The sequence below is a fragment of the Mucilaginibacter sp. genome, assembly GCF_041088075.1.
GTDB lineage: Bacteria > Bacteroidota > Bacteroidia > Sphingobacteriales > Sphingobacteriaceae > Mucilaginibacter_A.
The window spans coordinates 50,171-66,500 of record NZ_JBGCVY010000017.1; the positions used below are offsets into that span (position 1 = coordinate 50,171).

The window sequence follows — 16,330 nt, forward strand, 5'->3', positions numbered from 1 at the left end:
ATTAATACCGATAATAATCCGGTTTAAACGGACCATCCACTTTTACACCAATATAATCGGCCTGGTAGTTTTCTAATTCTTCCAATTCCACGCCAATTTTGGATAAATGTAACCTTGCAACTTTTTCGTCCAAAGTTTTTGGCAAGGTATAAACTTTGTTTTCGTACTTGTTGGTATGCATCCAAAGTTCTAATTGTGCCAAAGTTTGGTTGGTAAAAGAAGCACTCATCACGAAACTTGGATGTCCGGTTGCACAACCCAAGTTTACCAAACGGCCTTCGGCCAATACAATTACATCTTTACCGTTGATGGTATATTTATCAACTTGTGGCTTAATTTCAATTTTGGTATTGCCATAATTTTCATTCAGCCAGGCCATATCAATTTCGTTGTCAAAGTGGCCAATGTTGCAAACAATGGCTTTATCTTTTAACGCACGGAAATGTTGTTCTTTCACAATATCACAATTTCCGGTTGCCGTAACTACAATATCAGCTTCGGTAATGGCAGTCGAAAGTTTCTTCACTTCAAAACCTTCCATCGCAGCTTGCAACGCACAAATCGGGTCAATTTCGGTTACAATCACACGAACACCAGCATTGCGCAAAGAATCTGCAGAACCTTTTCCTACATCGCCATAACCGCAAACCACGGCTACTTTTCCGGCCATCATTACATCAGTTGCGCGGCGAATGGCATCAACCAAAGATTCGCGGCAACCGTATTTATTGTCAAACTTGGATTTGGTAACCGAATCATTTACGTTGATAGCAGGCATTGGCAACGTACCATTTTTCATGCGCTCGTACAAACGGTGCACGCCAGTGGTGGTTTCTTCGGACAAACCTTTTATTCCTGCAACCAGCTCCGGGTATTTATCAAAAACCATGTTGGTTAAATCGCCGCCATCGTCCAAAATCATGTTCAACGGCTTGCGGTCTTCGCCAAAATACAGCGTTTGCTCAATGCACCAGTCAAATTCCTCAGCGTTCATCCCTTTCCAAGCATAAACCGGGATTCCGGCAGCCGCAATGGCCGCAGCAGCATGATCTTGTGTAGAGAAAATATTGCAGGACGACCAGGTAACTTCGGCACCCAGTTCAATCAGCGTTTCTATTAAAACGGCCGTTTGAATGGTCATGTGCAAACAACCGGCAATCCTTGCGCCTTTTAACGGTTTTGATGCGCCGTATTCGGCACGCAAGGCCATCAAACCAGGCATTTCTGCTTCGGCAAGGCCAATTTCTTTGCGGCCCCATTCGGCCAAACTAATGTCTTTTACTTTAAACGGAACGTAGGTTTCTACTAATGCCATAATGCTTCTTTTATCATGCAAAAATAAGGATAAAAAAGTTTTATTTCGAAACCAGAAAACTTATCGTTGTCAGTTCTGTGTTAATATTTTTACTTCGCTTAGCACGACTAATTTGGATTGATTAGATTTGTTGGGATTTAAAAAGAAGAAAAATGTACCCAGAATATTTAGTTGCCCCGATGCGGGAAGATTTGACCCGAGTTGGTTTTCAGGAATTAAAAACGGCCGATGATGTAAAAAACGCCATCGAATCGCCGGGAACTACTTTTGTGATGGTTAATTCGGTTTGCGGTTGTGCGGCTGCCAACGCGCGCCCGGCAGCAAAAATGGCTACGCAAAACGGCAAAGTGCCAGATCGTTTTGTAACCGTTTTTGCCGGAATGGAAACTGATGCCGTTGATACCGCGCGCGATTACATGCTGCCTTATCCGCCGTCATCGCCGGCCATGGCTTTGTTTAAAGATGGAAAGTTGGTGCACATCATCGAGCGACGCCAAATTGAAGGCCGCCCGGCACAAATGATTGCCGATAACCTGGCTGGCGCTTTCGACCAATATTGTTGATGCTGTTTTTATCGGTATAAAATTAAAATCCGGCGGTTTAATTACTACCGGATTTTTTTGTTTCTTGAATTTTCGTTTGGGAATGTGGCTGTTTTTTCTAATGCTTCTTTTACCGGTATAAATCTGGGCTGTTTTATTTTTTGTCCGTTCTTTTTGCTTGATCAAAAAGAACCAAAAAATCAAGAATGCCGGATCGCCTCCGGGCGGCATTCAGCCCCACGCTCCTGGGCGGCTACCTGCAAGCGGCCCTGCAAGTTTCTAAAAAACAAGAAGTTGCTTTTTCATTCACCTAATTTATGCCGGTAAAAGAAGCATCTGAAAAAATAGCCTTTAAAAGCGCAAGATAACCGTTGGATATTCCAAAGCAACAGGTCACCGCCCAGGTGCGGAAAGGCCGGACAAAACGCCCGGAGGGATCGGGTTTGTCTTGAATTTTTGGTTCTTTTTGTTCAAGCAAAAAGAACGTTAAATCGAGCAAACAAAGGTTTGCTTAACTAAACAATTAACGGGTCTTCGCCCTGTCTTTACGTTCTTTTGTCTTGACACAAAAGAACCAAAAAGTCAAGAATGCCGGATTGCCTCCGGGCGGCATTCAGCCCCACGCTCCTGGGCGCATACCTGCAAACGGCCTTGCAAGTTTTTAAAAACAACAAACTACTTTCCATCTTACCTAATTTATACCGATAAAAGAAGCATCTGAAAATAGCCATCAAAAGCGCAAGATAACCGCCGGATATTCCAAAGCGGCAGGTCTCAACCCAGGTGCGGAAAGGCCGACAAAACGCCCGGAGGGATCGGGTTTGTCTTGAATTTTTGGTTCTTTTTGTTCAAGCAAAAAGAACGTTAAATACTTCCAGTTTTTTTATCAACCCTCAACAATCCTTTTCATAGCCTTTGCTTTCGCTTCTTGCCAAGTGCTTTCCTTTGCCGTTCCGGCTTCCGGTTCTTTCGTCCGGCTTTCCTTTACGCTTTCAATATCAGTTTCCAAAACCATATAAATCGCTTTTAATTTTTCTTCATCTGCTGTTTCAATATAATCGTGCAGCTTTTTTTTGATTTCCAAAGTTTCCATAGTGATGTTTTATCCAAATTTAACTAATTGCGCGTTATTAGCCCAAGGAATGTAAATTTACACTTCTTAACCTGTATAATTTTTATTCAAAATATGATCAACCTTTTTAAACGCTTTGCCGCAATCGGCGCAGCCTGTTTGGTTTCCTCGGCCTTATCTGCCCAAACAACCAATGATAACCCGGCTTTAAAAATCTATCGTGCCACGCCGGTAAAAATTAATGATTTGGTCAACACCAAACTCGATGTCCGTTTTGATTATGGCAAGCATTATTTGTACGGCAAAGAATGGGTTACGCTGAAACCGCATTTTTATCCAACCGATTCTTTGACTTTGGATGCCAAAGGAATGGACATCAGCAATATTTCTGTGGTTAAAAACGGTAAGAATATGCCGTTGAAATACACTTATGATAGTTTGCAATTGAAGATCAAACTCGATAAAAAATATACTTCCGCAGAAAACTATACGCTTTACATAAGTTACACATCCAAGCCGGACGAACTGAAAGTAAAAGGAAGTGCGGCCATCAGCGATGCGAAAGGTTTGTATTTTATCAATTCGGATGGCGCGGACAAAACCAAACCGATCCAAATCTGGACGCAAGGCGAAACGGAAAGTTCATCCGCTTGGTTTCCAACAATTGACAAGCCCGACCAGAAAACGCTGCAAGAGATCAGCATGACGGTTCCGTCCAAATATGTTACGCTTTCTAACGGAAAACTCATTTCCCAAAAACCTGCGGGAAACGGACTGCGCACCGATACCTGGAAAATGGACAAGCCCAATGCGCCGTATTTGTTTATGATGGCCGTTGGCGATTTTAAAATCTACAAAGACAAATGGAAAGACAAGGAAGTGAACTATTATCTGGAACCTGCCTTTGCCCCTTTTGCCAAACAAATTTTTGGTTTTACGCCGGAACTGATCGGTTTTTATTCGCAGAAATTAGGCGTTGATTTTCCCTGGAACAAATACAGCCAGATTGTGGTGCGTGATTATGTGAGCGGCGCGATGGAAAACACCACGGCAACTTTGCATGGCGAATACGTGCAAAAAACAGCCCGGGAAATGCTGGACGATAATTACAGTCAGGGCGAAAGCACCATCGCACACGAACTTTTCCATCAATGGTTTGGCGATTACGTAACTTGCGAAAGCTGGAGCAATTTAACGGTGAACGAATCTTTTGCGGATTTCAGCGAAACCCTTTGGGCCGAACACCGCTACGGAAAAGATGAAGGCGGCGCACACATCCACGAAAATATGCTGGCTTATTTGAATTCTAAAGATGCGCGTACAAAAAACCTGGTTCGTTTTTATTATGCGGATAAAGAAGACATGTTTGATGTGGTTACGTACCAAAAAGGCGGCTGCATTTTAAATATGCTACGTACTTATTTGGGCGAAGATGCTTTTTTTACCGGCCTGAATTTATACCTCCGCCAAAATGCTTTGGGCAACGGCGAAGCACAGCAATTGCGTTTGGCATTGGAAAAAACAAGCGGACAGGATTTAAACTGGTTTTTTAACCAATGGTATTATGGCGCGGGCAACCCGGATTTAAAGATTGATTACAGATGGGACGAAGGCAGCAAAACGCAGTTTGTTTATTTAACGCAAACCCAGGAAGGCCAGACTTTTACCTTGCCAATGGCCATTGATTTGTATGTTGGCGGACAAAAAGAACGCCACCAAATTTGGATGAAAGACAAAACAGACACGCTGAGTTTTAAAGTTGCATCCAAACCAAATTTGGTTAATGTGGATGGCGATAAAACATTGCTCGCCCAAAAAACAGACAATAAAACTACGGACGAATATGTGTTCCAGTATTTTAACGCGCCTTTGTATTTAGACCGTTGGGAAGCGATGAACGCCGTAATGGGCAAACAAGGCGATGCCGGGGCGCGCAAAGTAATATTGGCGGCATTAAAAGATAAATATTACGGGCTGCGCACTTTGGCTATCCGAAATGTAAACCTAAGCAGCGATGAAGTTAAACAAGCGGCCTTGCCAGAACTGACCAATATCGCCCAAAACGATAAAAACAATACGGTAAAAGCAGCAGCGATCATTGCTTTGGGCAAACTCAAAAATTCTGCTGATCTGCCTTTGTTCAGGACTGCTTTAAACAGCCAGTCGTACGCCGTGCAAGGTGCAGCTTTGAATGCTTTGGCAGCGCAAAACCCGGACGAAGCTTTGAAAATTGCCAAAGGTTTTGAAAAAGACAACAAAGGCGCGCTTACACAAGCCATGGTAGTGCTTTATACCACAAAAGGATCGGAAGCCGAACTGCCTTTTGTGAGCAACGCATTTGACCAGGGTGGCGTACAGGCAAAATTTAACGTGATGCAAGGTTATGTTGCCATGCTGGGGAAAGTGAACGACACGCAAAAAGTAAACCCGCGGGTTGATGCGTTTAAAAAACTGGCCATTCAATACAAACAATACGGCGTTGACCAATACGTAATGGGCATGCTGGGCGAACTGAAAACCCAAAAACAAAACCAGGCCAAAAACGCTGATGCAAATTTAAAAAGCCAGTTGAATGCCCAAGCAGATTACATTTCCAAAGCGATTGACGAAATAAAAGCAGCCAAATAAATACTGTTTTTATGGGCATAAAAAGAGCATCCGGATTTTTCGGAATGCTCTTTTTATTTGCATTTAATTTGCAAAACTTCTCAATAAACATTTGTAAATTGGACATTAAATTTTATGTCATGAAAAAAGCGGTTTTCTTCATCCTGTTTTCGGGAATGGTTTTTACGCTAAAGGCCCAGCAAAATACATATACGCCAAACCGTACGCCTCAAAGTGTAGCCGGCCTTAATCGTTTTTCTGATACGGTTCCGTCAAATAAGCTTTCCAAACAGCAACAAAACGATTTGAATTTATTGTTTTCGCCTCGTATCCAACCCAAAAAAACTTTTTCAACAAATCATAATTTAACAGCTTTATTGGATAGAATGCCGATTGCTACGCCACAAGGCAATTGGAATATGCCAATTGTAAAACCTGATGGAACTACAAAATACACTATGCCAGTTTTACGTGGGCAGCCACTTGTTAAACCAAAGACAGACACAAGCAAATTTACTCCTTAAAAACTTCAAAAAAGCCCGCATACTGTTTTTATGCCTATAAAATTGGTGTACGTAAATAAAAAGCAATGATTTAAATGATAACAATAAAGCAGGGGCTTTTGAAACTTTAATATTACCGGTTCGTAAAAAGTAAACATGCCTTTCATCACAAAAGACGCTTTCCTGTCAATATTTGATTTAAGGGATCTTTCTAAAAGGCTTTTCCTGGTTTATTCCGTAGCGTTTGCTTCCGGGTTCGTTTTATCAATTGTTTATTTTTGTTTGCACCTCAACTTTTCCTGTATATCAACAAGCTTGTTTTGCTTTTGCTTGGCGAGCGTAATGTTTTTAAAAAGGATCGGCATCTTAAACAAAACAGAGTATTTATTTTTATTTATTGTAAGCATGCATTTGATAATCAGCGTTTTGGTAGAAGGGGCGCAATCCGGCCAATGCTTCTATTATTTCCCATTGCTGATCTGTTTGCCGGTGCTGATAGATTTTGAAAAGTCAAACTACAACACCTTGCTGTTTAATTTTACCATTACCGTGGTTTCCTTTTTAACCTGCATTTTTTTGGGGCTGTACGTTAAGCCGTTAGAACCGGTCTCGCACCGGATTGGCGCGGTAATATTTATGTGCAATGCCCTCTCCTCCGTAGTGATGACGGTTGGCCTTGCCTATGCTTTCATCCGTTCTCAAAAGTTAAACTTTGAAGAATTGATCGAAGAAAAAAACAATACCATTTCTTCCCGCACCAGGTTCCTTTCCACGATGGGCCACGAGTTGAGGACGCCGCTTAATGGTGTTTTAGGTGCCGTTAATTTGTTAAAAGATGAAAAATATCTTTCGGAAGACAACGAATATTACCGAATTTTAAAGTATTGTTCTAAACACATGCTCAACTTGGTAAACGATATACTCGATTTTAATAAAATAGAAGCCGGCAAACTGGAAGTACACCTGGTCGAGTTCAATTTGAAGCAGTTGATTACCAACGCCATCTTGCCGTTTTATAACAGTTTTGAAGAAAAAAACCTGCAATTGATTGTAGATGTAGCACCTGAGGTTGATGAGATGATTTGGGGAGATGATGTACGCATCATCCAAATCCTCAACAATTTATTGTCAAACGCATTAAAGTTTACCGAGAAAGGTTTTGTAAAGCTAAGTTTGCTTTGCCGGCAAAAAGACGATGCAGGGCTTTCGGTAGAATTTGTGGTAGAAGATACCGGCTTTGGCATTGCGAAAGAAGACCAAGGCAAAATATACGAAAGTTTTTGGCAGGTTTACGATGAAAGCACCCGAAAATATACCGGCACCGGTTTAGGGCTTTCCATTTGCCTCCGTTTGCTGGAATTGATGCACAGTTCGTTAAAGTTAGAAAGCGAAAAAGGCAAAGGAAGCAAGTTTAGCTTTACCATCAATTTTAAACTTGCCGATAAAAAAGAGTCGCCTTTGTTAAGTTCCAAACCAGACATGGATGATCTGTCAGGCTTAAATATCCTGGTTGCAGAAGACAACAAGATCAACATGATGATTGCCAAAAAAATCCTGACCAGTTATCATGCTGCCGTTGCCTGCGCTTACAACGGGCAGGAAGCGTTGGACGTTTTAGCACAAAACGCAGATTATTCTTTGGTTTTGATGGATTTGGAAATGCCGGTGATGAACGGTTTTACGGCCATCAAAGATGTGAAAAAATTATATCCAAATTTACCGGTGATTGCATTTACGGCATCTTTGATGGACCAGGAAATGCTGGCCGAACTGATGCTGATCGGTTTTACAGATTTTATTTCAAAACCGTTTGAGCCTTATCAAATGCTGGCTTTGATTAAAAAATATGCGTTGGCACCGCAGCCGCAAGCTGTTTTAGAATAAAGGCTGCTTATCAGACCAAGGTTTTTTAGCCTGAGAAAATCCTCATGCTTCTTTTACCGCATAAAAATTGGTGGGTTTTTTGTCATGCCGAAATTTTTTCGGCATCCCACAAGCAAGGTTCCGACCGTGGAAGAGGGATCCTGAAACAAGTTCAGGATGACCAACGGCAATGCTTCTTTTACCGCATAAAAATTGGCGGGTTTTTGTCATGCCGAAATTTTTTCGGCATCCCACAAGCAAGGTTCCGACCGTGGAAGAGGGATTCTGAAAAAATTTCAGGATGACCAACGGCAATGCTTCTTTTACCGCATAAAAATTGGTGTGTTTTTGTCATGCCGAAATTTTTTCGGCATCCCATCAGAAAGGTTATTACCTTGGAAGAGGGATCCTGAAAAAATTTCAGGATGACTAACGGCAATGCTTCTTTTACCAGGTAAAAATTGGTGTTTTTGTCATGCCGAACTTGTTTCGGCATACCACAAGCAAGGTTTCGATTGAGAAGAGGGATCCTGAAACAAGTTCAGGATGACAACCTAATGCTTCTTTTATCAGTCAAAATCTTTGTTCAGCAGTTTTTCCAGTTCGTTAAAACTGATGTCCATTTTTACTTTTCCTTGTTTGGCGTAGGCAATTTCGCCGGTTTCTTCGGAAACGATCAAGGCTGTTGCATCGCTTGCTTCCGAAATCCCGATGCCGGCGCGGTGGCGCAAGCCAAACTGCGGCGGCAGGTTTGTATTATCGGTCAAAGGCAAAATACAACTGGCCGATTTGATCTTGTTGCCGACAATAATAACGGCGCCATCGTGCAGCGGGCTATTTTTTTGAAAGATACTTTCCAGCAACCGTTTGGTAATTTTCGCGTCCAGATATTCGCTGCTGTTGTGAAAAAACTCTTCGTCGTAATATTTGGCAAAAACAATCAGTGCGCCGGTGCGGCTGTCTTTCATGGTTTTGCAGGCGTCAATAATGGGTTTGATGCGCGCCAAGTTGTTTTTTTCTTCTTCTTTCCGCCCAAAAAAATATTTCCACCAGGCTTTGTTTCTTTGGAGGGAAGCATTGCGGCCAACCAGCAACAAAAACCGCCTGATCTCTTGCTGAAAAACCACGATCAATGCCAAAATGCCAACATTCATAAAATTGCCCAAAATGCCGGTAAGCAGGCGCATGTTCAAGGCTTTCACCACAAAATACAAAGCACACAAAATGGCCAAACCGATAAAAATATTGGCGGCGATAGTTCCGCGGATGAGGTTGTAAATTTGGTAAATGATGATGGCCACCAACACCACGTCCAGCACATCAAAAAAAGAAAAATGCAGAAAGCTCAAATCCATTTGCACGAAGTTAACAGTTGTGCCGAAGATTTGGGTACGAATAATAAACCGATGCTTCTTTTACCGGCATAAAGTTGGTGTGAAAAAAATTGTTCCGATGAAACGATGCTTCTTTTATCGGCATAAAATTTAATTAATTGTAAACTAAAGTATTGGCCGGGAGTTTTTTTATGGAGAAACAAAAATCAAAACCCATAAAAAACTAAAGCAAATGACAGATTTTAAAGACATTGAACTGGAAACCCCAAGCCCGAAAGCATATGACAGAAGAAAATTTATAGAAAGTGCAGGCAAAGGGATTATCGCGGCCACAGTTGCAGGCGATTTATTGACAAGCGGAACGGCCAACGCACAAAGCACAAACAGTGGCGGCAGCGGGCCGGGGCCAATGTCGGCAGCGGTAAAAGTAGAAGTGCCGAGCCAGCACGCCAAAAGCGAAGGCGAACAACCCGCCGTGCCTTCCATTTTGCCTAAAGAAAAACGCGTGGGCTATGCCATTGTAGGTTTGGGCGAACTGACTTTAGGCCAGATTATGAAAGCTTTTGGCGAATGCAAAAACTCGAAACCGGTAGCTTTGGTAAGCGGCGATGCAGCAAAAGCGCAAAAAGTGGCCCAGCAGTACGGCATCTCCCCAAAAAATATTTACAACTACCAGAATTTCGACAACATTAAAAACAACCCCGAAATTGATGCTGTTTACATCGTTTTGCCAAACGCGATGCACGAAGAATTTGTGATTCGCGCGGCCAAAGCAGGTAAACATGTGCTGTGCGAAAAGCCGATGACGGTTTCTTCCAAATCGGCAGAAAGGATGATTGATGCCTGCAAAAAAGCCGGTAAAAAACTGATGGTGGCTTACCGCATCCAATACGAGCCGAACAACAAGCAAATCAAGGATTTTACCCGCCAGCAAAAATATGGCAAAGTTAAAGTAATCACTTCTACCAATGTGCAAAACATTGGCGACCCAAACCAGTGGCGTTTAAAAAAAGCGCTTTCGGGCGGCGGCTCTTTGCCGGATATTGGTTTGTACGACATCAACACCAACCGCTATTTGCTGGGCGAAGAACCTTATATGGTGAGCGCAAGCACTTATACCACGCCCAACGACCCGCGTTTTAAAGAAGTGGAAGAAGCCGTGATGTTCCAGATGTTTTTTCCGAGTGGCGCCATTGCCAATAATACCTGCAGTTACGGCGCGCACAACTCCAAACATTACCGTTGCTACGCGGATAACGGCGGCTGGTTTGGCATGGACCCGGCGTTTGATTATCAGGGATTGATGCCGGAAGCCGAACACGCGGAAGGAAAAGTTAAAAACAAAATGCAGCCTAAACTATCTGAGCAGAACCAGTTTGCTTTGGAGATTGACCATTTTTCGGAATGTGTGATCGAAAACAAAACGCCTTACACGCCCGGCGAAGAAGGTTTGCAGGACCAGAAAATCATGGAAGCCATTTATGAATCTGCCCGCACCGGCAAACCTGTACAGTTAGAACGCATTGAAAAAATAGACGCTTTCCGAGGCACGCCGCCAAAAGAAGGTTAATGAAATTATAGGCATAAAAGAAGCATGGCTGGGAAACGTTTTTTTCTGCCATGCTTCTTTTATCGGTATAATTTTCGCTTTTGCCATGCTTCTTTTGCCTTTTGTTTTAATGCTTGCCTGCTTTTAAACTAAAAAACAATTAAAGGTTTGAAAACCAAAATGTTCTTTTAGCTTTATCCATCCTGCCGTTAGCGCAATACTTCCTTTATGAACCAATTTTACCACTCGTTTATTAACCTTGTTTTTATCGGTATCATTGCGCTGTTCCCGGTTATCAACCCGGTTGGTTCGGCGTTTATCGTCAACCCTTATTTTCTCAACCTCAATAAAAAGGACAAACGCAAAGTAGTGCAAAAGATAAGTTTGTATGCTTTTTTGATTTGCGTGGTCTCGTTGTTTGCCGGGCAATGGATTTTAAAGCTTTTCGGCATTTCCATACCCATTATACAACTTGCGGGCGGCATTATGATCTGCAAAATTGGCTGGGGGTTTTTGTCTTCTGATAAAACAACACAAGTGCAGCCAAGTGATGCGGCAACGAGCAATACCGACACCGGATATGAGCATGTGGCCGGCAAACTTTTTTACCCGATAACTTTTCCGATCACTACGGGCCCGGGCACCATTTCGGTACTTTTTACCTTGAGCGCGCATGGTGCGGCCGACAATACGGCCGGTTATCTCATCAATACCCTGGCTTTGTTGGTTTCGGTATTGGTAATGTGCACGCTGGTTTACCTTTTCTACTTTAACACCAAAACACTGATTCATTTTCTTGGCGAAAACGGCGAAAACATTGTAAACCGCATCTCTGCTTTTTTAATATTTTGTGTAGGCTTGCAAATTGCGTTTACCGGCTTAAAAGTGCTGTTTAAATTTTGATGTGGGCAGCGGGCGCATAGAAAAATCAGCTGCTTTTCAAGGAACACGGCCAAAAAAGAAAGCTGATGAAATTATAGGCATAAAAGAAGCATGGCCGGAGGAACGTTTTTTTCTGCCATGCTTCTTTTACCGGTATAAAATCAAAACTTAACAGGAGGCAAAAGCATTTACTTTTTCTTTTTTACGATACTTACCTCGCCGCTGGTTTCTATGTAAATTTCTTCAATATCTTCCATAGAATTGGCTTGTGTTTTTAACCGCACATCGCTTTGCAAATCGTCTTCGCTCATCAAACCGCGTTTCATGTTTTCTTTGTTGATTTGGTTGTGCTGATACAGAATTTCTGATTTCCCCTTTACCAATTGCTCAAATTTTTGATTGTACAAGCTGTACCAGGCAATGGCACGGTGCAGCAAAACCAGCACCAAAGACCCGATAATGGTGGGCAAAAAAGGCGAAGCGCCAACAACTGCCCGACTTAAAACGGCACCCAGCATAATGGCAATGGTGTTGTCAAAAGCGGTTTTTTTACCAAAAGTACGCCTGCCGGCAATACGGATCAGCAGCAAAGCAACCAGGTAAACTACCAGTGCCCGGCTGCCCATTTGTAAAGTGTTTAAATCTTTTCCTTCGCCAAAAACTTTTAACAATATTTCTTCCATTGCCGTTATAACTTATACTTAAGTCAACCGCAATGTTAATTAATTGTTAAGAAATTATGAAGCCAAGATTTATGCCGGTAAAAGAAGCATCAGAAACTTCTTGATTTATTCGGTAGGAAATTACAATGCTTCTGCAATTTTCTCCTTGCCGATCAATTCCAGCAAAACCTTTTCGGCCTGGTTTAGGCCCGGTTCCGATAGCGGTTTGTCTTCGGTGATCTGTTCCAAATAACGTTCGATGCGGCCTTCTTCGTAACTTTTAATCAGCGTAGGGTGCACGTAATATTTTTTGCAAACCGTACGCGTGTTGCCCAAATGAAAAGCCACATCATCCAAAACATTTTTGATGTTTTTTTTGCATTGCGTAGTCGTTTCAAATCCGCCTGCTGCTTTAAACGCATACAAAGCATGTACGCTGCCGCTCCAGGTCCTGAAATCCTTTGCCGTAAAATCCTCGCCCGTAATGTCTTTTAAATACGCGTTTACATCATCGCTTTTAATATCCTGCGGGTTGCCTTCTTCATCATAATATTGAAACAACTCCTGGCCCGGAATGTCCTGGCATTGCTTGATCAGCTTGGCCAGCTTTTTACTTTCCAGCTTTAAATCGTGGTAAACGCCTTTTTTGCCTTTAAAACCAAACTTCACGGTTCCGCCTTCAATTTCCACGTGTTCGTCATTCAAAGTAGTTAAACCGTACGAGCCGTACAGTTCGCGGTAGTTTTCGTTGCCGATGCGGATGTGCGTCAGTTCCATCACCCGAACCACCAGCGCCAGCACTTTTTGCTTGTCCAATTTTTTTCGTGCCAAATCGCGGTCAATCACTTCGCGGATTTTCGGGATGTGATTGGCAAAAACTTCCATGCGGTGGTATTTGGACTGGTTGCGGATTTTGTTCCAATCCTGATGGTAGCGGTATTGTTTTCTCCCCGCCGCATCCAAACCGGTAAACTGCAAATGCCCGTTTTCATAAGGGCAAATCCAAACATCGGTGTAAGCCGGCGGGATGATGAGTTTGCGGAAACGTTCCAACAGTTCTTCATCTTCCACCACTGCCCCTTTTGCATCCTTAAAAATATATTCTTCGCCCACTTTTTCTCGCGTATAGCCGGGAGACGAATCGTTTACATATCTTAAACCTACGGATTTGGCTGTAATTTGCGGGTCGCGGCCAATTTTATCTAATTGTTTACGGAGTTGCTGCATGGTTACACTTAACGGCTTTTTTTGCCATAAGTTTTACAATATGTAACTTGGAATGGCAGAACAAAACCAGGCCATCGTTAGTTCAATTTTTATACGATAAAAACAGCATCATGAAATACAACGTTTTAAGTAATACAGGTTTATTGGTTTCCGAGATTTGTTTTGGAACGATGACATTCGGTTCGGGCGGACAATGGTCAGCTATCGGCGGTGTGGAGCAAGCCGGGGCAAACGACATGATGAAACAAGTGGTTGATGCCGGCATTAACTTTATTGATACGGCCAACGTTTACTCCTTCGGGCAATCAGAAAAAATGCTGGGCCAGGCCATTAAAGATTTAGGTTTGAACCGGAACGACCTCGTTATCGCCACCAAAGTACGCGGCAAAATGGGCGAAGGCAAAAACCAGGTGGGCTTGTCGCGCTACCATATTTTTGCTTCTGTGGATGAAAGTTTGCAGCGTTTGCAATTGGACCACATTGATATTTTGTACGTCCACGGCGTTGACCCTTTAACACCGATCGAAGAAATTATACGTTCGTTGAACGACATCGTGCTGACCGGAAAAGTACGTTATGTAGCCGTTTGCAACTGGCCGGCCTGGATGGTGATGAAAGCTTTGGGCATCGCCGAAAAGCACGGCTGGAACAAGTTTGTGGGGATGCAATACTTCTACTCGCTTTCCGGCCGCGATATTGAACGGGAGATTTTGCCTTTGGCCAAAGCCGAAAATATTGGCGTGATGCCATGGAGTCCGCTTGCCGGTGGTTTTTTGTCGGGAAAATATACCCGCGAAAACGAAAAGGCAGGCAATTCCCGTCGGGACACTTTTGATTTTCCTCCGGTGAACAAAGAAAAAGCCTATGATATAATTGATGTGCTAAACGAAGTAGGCCAGCAATACGACGTGAAAGCCGCCGAAATTGCATTGGCCTGGGTTCGGCAGCAGCCTGGCGTTACCAGCACCATCATCGGCGCCAAAACTCCGGAGCAATTGAAATCCAACTTGCATTCCACCGAAATCATTTTAACTGCGGATGAACTGAAACGCATTGATGCCGTAAGTGCCCTGCCGCAGGAATATCCCGGCTGGATGGTGGAGCGGCAAGGGAACGACCGGAAGATTGGGTGATGCTGTTTTTAGGGGGATAAAAAGAGTATGCCCATATTGTAAAAAATACTAAGTTTGTGAGCAAACCTCAAAAATGGAATTTACTTCAATAGAAATATGTGCTGGGGCAGGCGGACAAGCGATTGGCCTTGAACAGGCAGGCTTTGAACACCTCGCTTTGGTAGAAATCGAACCTGTTGCTTGTGAAACGCTTCGTTTAAACCGCCCAAACTGGAACATTATCAATCAAGACGTTAAGGAGTTTTCTGCAAAGCAATACTCTAATGTTGACCTTTTGGCCGGTGGTGTGCCTTGTCCGCCTTTCTCCATTGCAGGAAAACAGTTGGGGCATTTGGATGAGCGGGATTTATTTCCGGAAGCGCTTCGACTTGTAAAAGAATGCAGCCCAAAAGCTGTCATGCTTGAAAACGTCCGTGGCATTTTGGATATAAAATTTAAGGAGTACCGCAGGCAAATACTCAATGAGTTTTACAAAATGGGCTACCAGTGCGATTGGAAACTGTTCAACGCTGCTGATTATGGCGTATCACAATTAAGGCGCAGGGCAATTTTGGTTGCGTTAAAAAAAGAATATTTTGATTTTTTTGAATGGCCTGCAAAAAACGATAAGCCACCGTTGACGGTAGGCGAACTTTTGCACGAACACATGGCTGCGTCAGGTTGGGAAAATGTTGACAATTGGAAACTGGCCGCCAATAACATTGCCCCAACTTTGGTAGGCGGTTCAAAAAAACATGGCGGTGCTGACCTCGGCCCAACCCGTGCCAAACAATCCTGGGCTTTGCTTGGGGTTGACGGAAAAGGGCTTGCCGATGCACCACCGGTTAATGGTTCTATAGCAATGCCCAAACTTACCGTAAAAATGGCAGCATTAATTCAGGGTTTTCCAAAAGAATGGGATTTTGCAGGCAAAAAAACCTCTGCATACAGGCAGGTGGGAAATGCATTTCCTGCACCGGTTGCCAAAGCAATTGGATTATCCATCAAAAAAGCATTTATAAAATACAAGCAATATGGCTACGAAAACAAAAGGCTCGCGAGCCAAATTGCGTGAGTATTTTATCGAGCATGTTGGTGTAGTTTTAAATTCTGATGTACCGAGGGAAGTTGCCGGAACGAGCGAATGGGGACGGCGCGTTAGAGAGTTACGAAATGAAGAAGGGCTTAACATTGTTACCCATAACGACCGGAGCGAATTAAAGCCTGGCGAATACCTTTTAGTCAATTTAAAACCATTGCCTGCGTTTGAAAGAAGCATATCCAAAGAAGTACGGGCTTTTGTTTTGGACAGGAACGGCTTCACCTGCCAAATGTGCGGGATAGCAGCAGGCGAACCACACCCGGATGATGGAGGAAGAAAAGCAAGGCTGCATATCGGCCACGTGGTTGATAAATCTATGGGCGGAACCGATGATGTTTCAAATTTGAAAGCTATTTGCTCTGTTTGTAACGAAGGGGCATCCAACTTAACGGCTAACCGACCAGACACAACTAAATTACTTGCACAAGTTAGACGGGCGCCTGCATCCGTTGAATTGGATGTTTTGAAGTGGCTCATTCAGAAATTTCCAATACAAAGCGAGGAATTTTTAAAGGAATTGAAGAAATAGCCTAATAGGTTTTAATACTGAATCAGGATTA

The 16,330-nt window shown here is 43.1% G+C and carries 16 protein-coding genes; 9 read left to right on the forward strand and 7 right to left on the reverse strand.

Going from position 1 to position 16,330, the window contains the following annotated elements:
- Position 1: 1 nt before the first annotated feature.
- Positions 2-1,315, reverse strand: coding sequence for an adenosylhomocysteinase (gene ahcY, locus V5804_RS03090; RefSeq protein ID WP_369589903.1), 1,314 nt, complete (start codon positions 1,313-1,315; stop codon positions 2-4).
- A 152-nt stretch (positions 1,316-1,467) separates the two neighbouring features.
- Here ahcY and V5804_RS03095 point away from each other — a divergent pair, with 152 nt between their 5' ends.
- Positions 1,468-1,878 (forward strand): BrxA/BrxB family bacilliredoxin, encoded by a 411-nt coding sequence (locus tag V5804_RS03095; protein WP_369589904.1) that lies wholly within the window; start codon positions 1,468-1,470, stop codon positions 1,876-1,878.
- Positions 1,879-2,167: 289 nt separating this feature from the next.
- On the opposite strand, the gene V5804_RS03100 is transcribed toward V5804_RS03095, so the two are convergent.
- Together V5804_RS03100 and V5804_RS03105 are read right to left on the reverse strand one after the other, a co-directional pair.
- Positions 2,168-2,356: a hypothetical protein gene (locus V5804_RS03100; protein WP_369589905.1), complete on the reverse strand. Its 189-nt coding sequence runs from the start codon at positions 2,354-2,356 to the stop codon at positions 2,168-2,170.
- A gap of 387 nt (positions 2,357-2,743) precedes the next feature.
- On the reverse strand, positions 2,744-2,950 hold the full coding sequence (locus V5804_RS03105) for a hypothetical protein (RefSeq protein WP_369589906.1): 207 nt from the start codon (positions 2,948-2,950) through the stop codon (positions 2,744-2,746).
- A 93-nt stretch (positions 2,951-3,043) separates the two neighbouring features.
- Between V5804_RS03105 and V5804_RS03110 the strand changes: the two genes are divergently transcribed.
- The 3 genes from V5804_RS03110 to V5804_RS03120 all read left to right on the forward strand — a co-directional run bounded on the left by V5804_RS03110 (position 3,044) and on the right by V5804_RS03120 (position 7,923).
- A complete protein-coding gene (locus V5804_RS03110; RefSeq protein WP_369589907.1) occupies positions 3,044-5,557 on the forward strand; it encodes a M1 family aminopeptidase in 2,514 nt (837 codons plus the stop codon).
- An 11-nt stretch (positions 5,558-5,568) separates the two neighbouring features.
- Entirely contained in the window at positions 5,569-6,060 is a 492-nt protein-coding gene (locus tag V5804_RS03115; RefSeq protein ID WP_369589908.1) for a hypothetical protein, read from the forward strand.
- Positions 6,061-6,444: 384 nt separating this feature from the next.
- Positions 6,445-7,923, forward strand: coding sequence for a hybrid sensor histidine kinase/response regulator (locus tag V5804_RS03120; RefSeq protein WP_369589909.1), 1,479 nt, complete (start codon positions 6,445-6,447; stop codon positions 7,921-7,923).
- Between the two features lie 42 nt (positions 7,924-7,965).
- Here the strand turns inward: V5804_RS03120 and V5804_RS03125 are convergent, their stop codons facing one another.
- Together V5804_RS03125 and cdaA are read right to left on the reverse strand one after the other, a co-directional pair.
- Entirely contained in the window at positions 7,966-8,133 is a 168-nt protein-coding gene (locus V5804_RS03125) for a hypothetical protein (protein WP_369589910.1), read from the reverse strand.
- Between the two features lie 338 nt (positions 8,134-8,471).
- Positions 8,472-9,257, reverse strand: coding sequence for a diadenylate cyclase CdaA (cdaA, locus tag V5804_RS03130; protein WP_369589911.1), 786 nt, complete (start codon positions 9,255-9,257; stop codon positions 8,472-8,474).
- Positions 9,258-9,468: 211 nt separating this feature from the next.
- On the opposite strand from cdaA, the gene V5804_RS03135 reads away from it, so the two are divergent.
- Complete coding sequence (locus tag V5804_RS03135; RefSeq protein WP_369589912.1) at positions 9,469-10,806, forward strand: Gfo/Idh/MocA family oxidoreductase; 1,338 nt, start codon at positions 9,469-9,471, stop codon at positions 10,804-10,806.
- A gap of 207 nt (positions 10,807-11,013) precedes the next feature.
- Complete coding sequence (locus V5804_RS03140; protein WP_369589913.1) at positions 11,014-11,688, forward strand: MarC family protein; 675 nt, start codon at positions 11,014-11,016, stop codon at positions 11,686-11,688.
- 167 nt (positions 11,689-11,855) lie between these two features.
- On the opposite strand, the gene V5804_RS03145 is transcribed toward V5804_RS03140, so the two are convergent.
- On the reverse strand, positions 11,856-12,350 hold the full coding sequence (locus V5804_RS03145; protein ID WP_369589914.1) for a DUF421 domain-containing protein: 495 nt from the start codon (positions 12,348-12,350) through the stop codon (positions 11,856-11,858).
- Between the two features lie 120 nt (positions 12,351-12,470).
- Positions 12,471-13,556, reverse strand: coding sequence for a DNA topoisomerase IB (locus V5804_RS03150; RefSeq protein ID WP_369589915.1), 1,086 nt, complete (start codon positions 13,554-13,556; stop codon positions 12,471-12,473).
- A 110-nt stretch (positions 13,557-13,666) separates the two neighbouring features.
- On the opposite strand from V5804_RS03150, the gene V5804_RS03155 reads away from it, so the two are divergent.
- The 3 genes from V5804_RS03155 to V5804_RS03165 all read left to right on the forward strand — a co-directional run bounded on the left by V5804_RS03155 (position 13,667) and on the right by V5804_RS03165 (position 16,299).
- Complete coding sequence (locus tag V5804_RS03155) at positions 13,667-14,689, forward strand: aldo/keto reductase (protein ID WP_369589916.1); 1,023 nt, start codon at positions 13,667-13,669, stop codon at positions 14,687-14,689.
- A gap of 73 nt (positions 14,690-14,762) precedes the next feature.
- Positions 14,763-15,743 (forward strand): DNA cytosine methyltransferase, encoded by a 981-nt coding sequence (locus V5804_RS03160; protein WP_369589917.1) that lies wholly within the window; start codon positions 14,763-14,765, stop codon positions 15,741-15,743.
- Positions 15,703-16,299, forward strand: a complete 597-nt coding sequence (locus V5804_RS03165) for an HNH endonuclease (protein WP_369589918.1) — start codon at positions 15,703-15,705, stop codon at positions 16,297-16,299. Before V5804_RS03160 ends, V5804_RS03165 begins: the two co-directional genes overlap by 41 nt.
- The last annotated feature ends 31 nt before the right edge of the window (positions 16,300-16,330 follow it).

Excerpts from the sequence above, each read along its gene's own strand:
- V5804_RS03150 (WP_369589915.1), bottom strand. The coding sequence starts at position 13,556 with ATGCAGCAACTCCGTAAACAATTAGATAAAATTGGCCGCGACCCGCAA.
- V5804_RS03115 (WP_369589908.1), top strand. The coding sequence starts at position 5,569 with ATGGGCATAAAAAGAGCATCCGGATTTTTCGGAATGCTCTTTTTATTT.
- V5804_RS03140 (WP_369589913.1), top strand. The coding sequence starts at position 11,014 with ATGAACCAATTTTACCACTCGTTTATTAACCTTGTTTTTATCGGTATC.
- V5804_RS03165 (WP_369589918.1), top strand. The coding sequence starts at position 15,703 with ATGGCTACGAAAACAAAAGGCTCGCGAGCCAAATTGCGTGAGTATTTT.
- V5804_RS03125 (WP_369589910.1), bottom strand. The coding sequence starts at position 8,133 with ATGACAAAAACCCGCCAATTTTTATGCGGTAAAAGAAGCATTGCCGTT.
- V5804_RS03110 (WP_369589907.1), top strand. The coding sequence starts at position 3,044 with ATGATCAACCTTTTTAAACGCTTTGCCGCAATCGGCGCAGCCTGTTTG.
- V5804_RS03145 (WP_369589914.1), bottom strand. The coding sequence starts at position 12,350 with ATGGAAGAAATATTGTTAAAAGTTTTTGGCGAAGGAAAAGATTTAAAC.
- V5804_RS03120 (WP_369589909.1), top strand. The coding sequence starts at position 6,445 with ATGCATTTGATAATCAGCGTTTTGGTAGAAGGGGCGCAATCCGGCCAA.
- V5804_RS03160 (WP_369589917.1), top strand. The coding sequence starts at position 14,763 with ATGGAATTTACTTCAATAGAAATATGTGCTGGGGCAGGCGGACAAGCG.
- cdaA (WP_369589911.1), bottom strand. The coding sequence starts at position 9,257 with ATGGATTTGAGCTTTCTGCATTTTTCTTTTTTTGATGTGCTGGACGTG.
- V5804_RS03135 (WP_369589912.1), top strand. The coding sequence starts at position 9,469 with ATGACAGATTTTAAAGACATTGAACTGGAAACCCCAAGCCCGAAAGCA.
- ahcY (WP_369589903.1), bottom strand. The coding sequence starts at position 1,315 with ATGGCATTAGTAGAAACCTACGTTCCGTTTAAAGTAAAAGACATTAGT.
- V5804_RS03155 (WP_369589916.1), top strand. The coding sequence starts at position 13,667 with ATGAAATACAACGTTTTAAGTAATACAGGTTTATTGGTTTCCGAGATT.
- V5804_RS03105 (WP_369589906.1), bottom strand. The coding sequence starts at position 2,950 with ATGGAAACTTTGGAAATCAAAAAAAAGCTGCACGATTATATTGAAACA.
- V5804_RS03095 (WP_369589904.1), top strand. The coding sequence starts at position 1,468 with ATGTACCCAGAATATTTAGTTGCCCCGATGCGGGAAGATTTGACCCGA.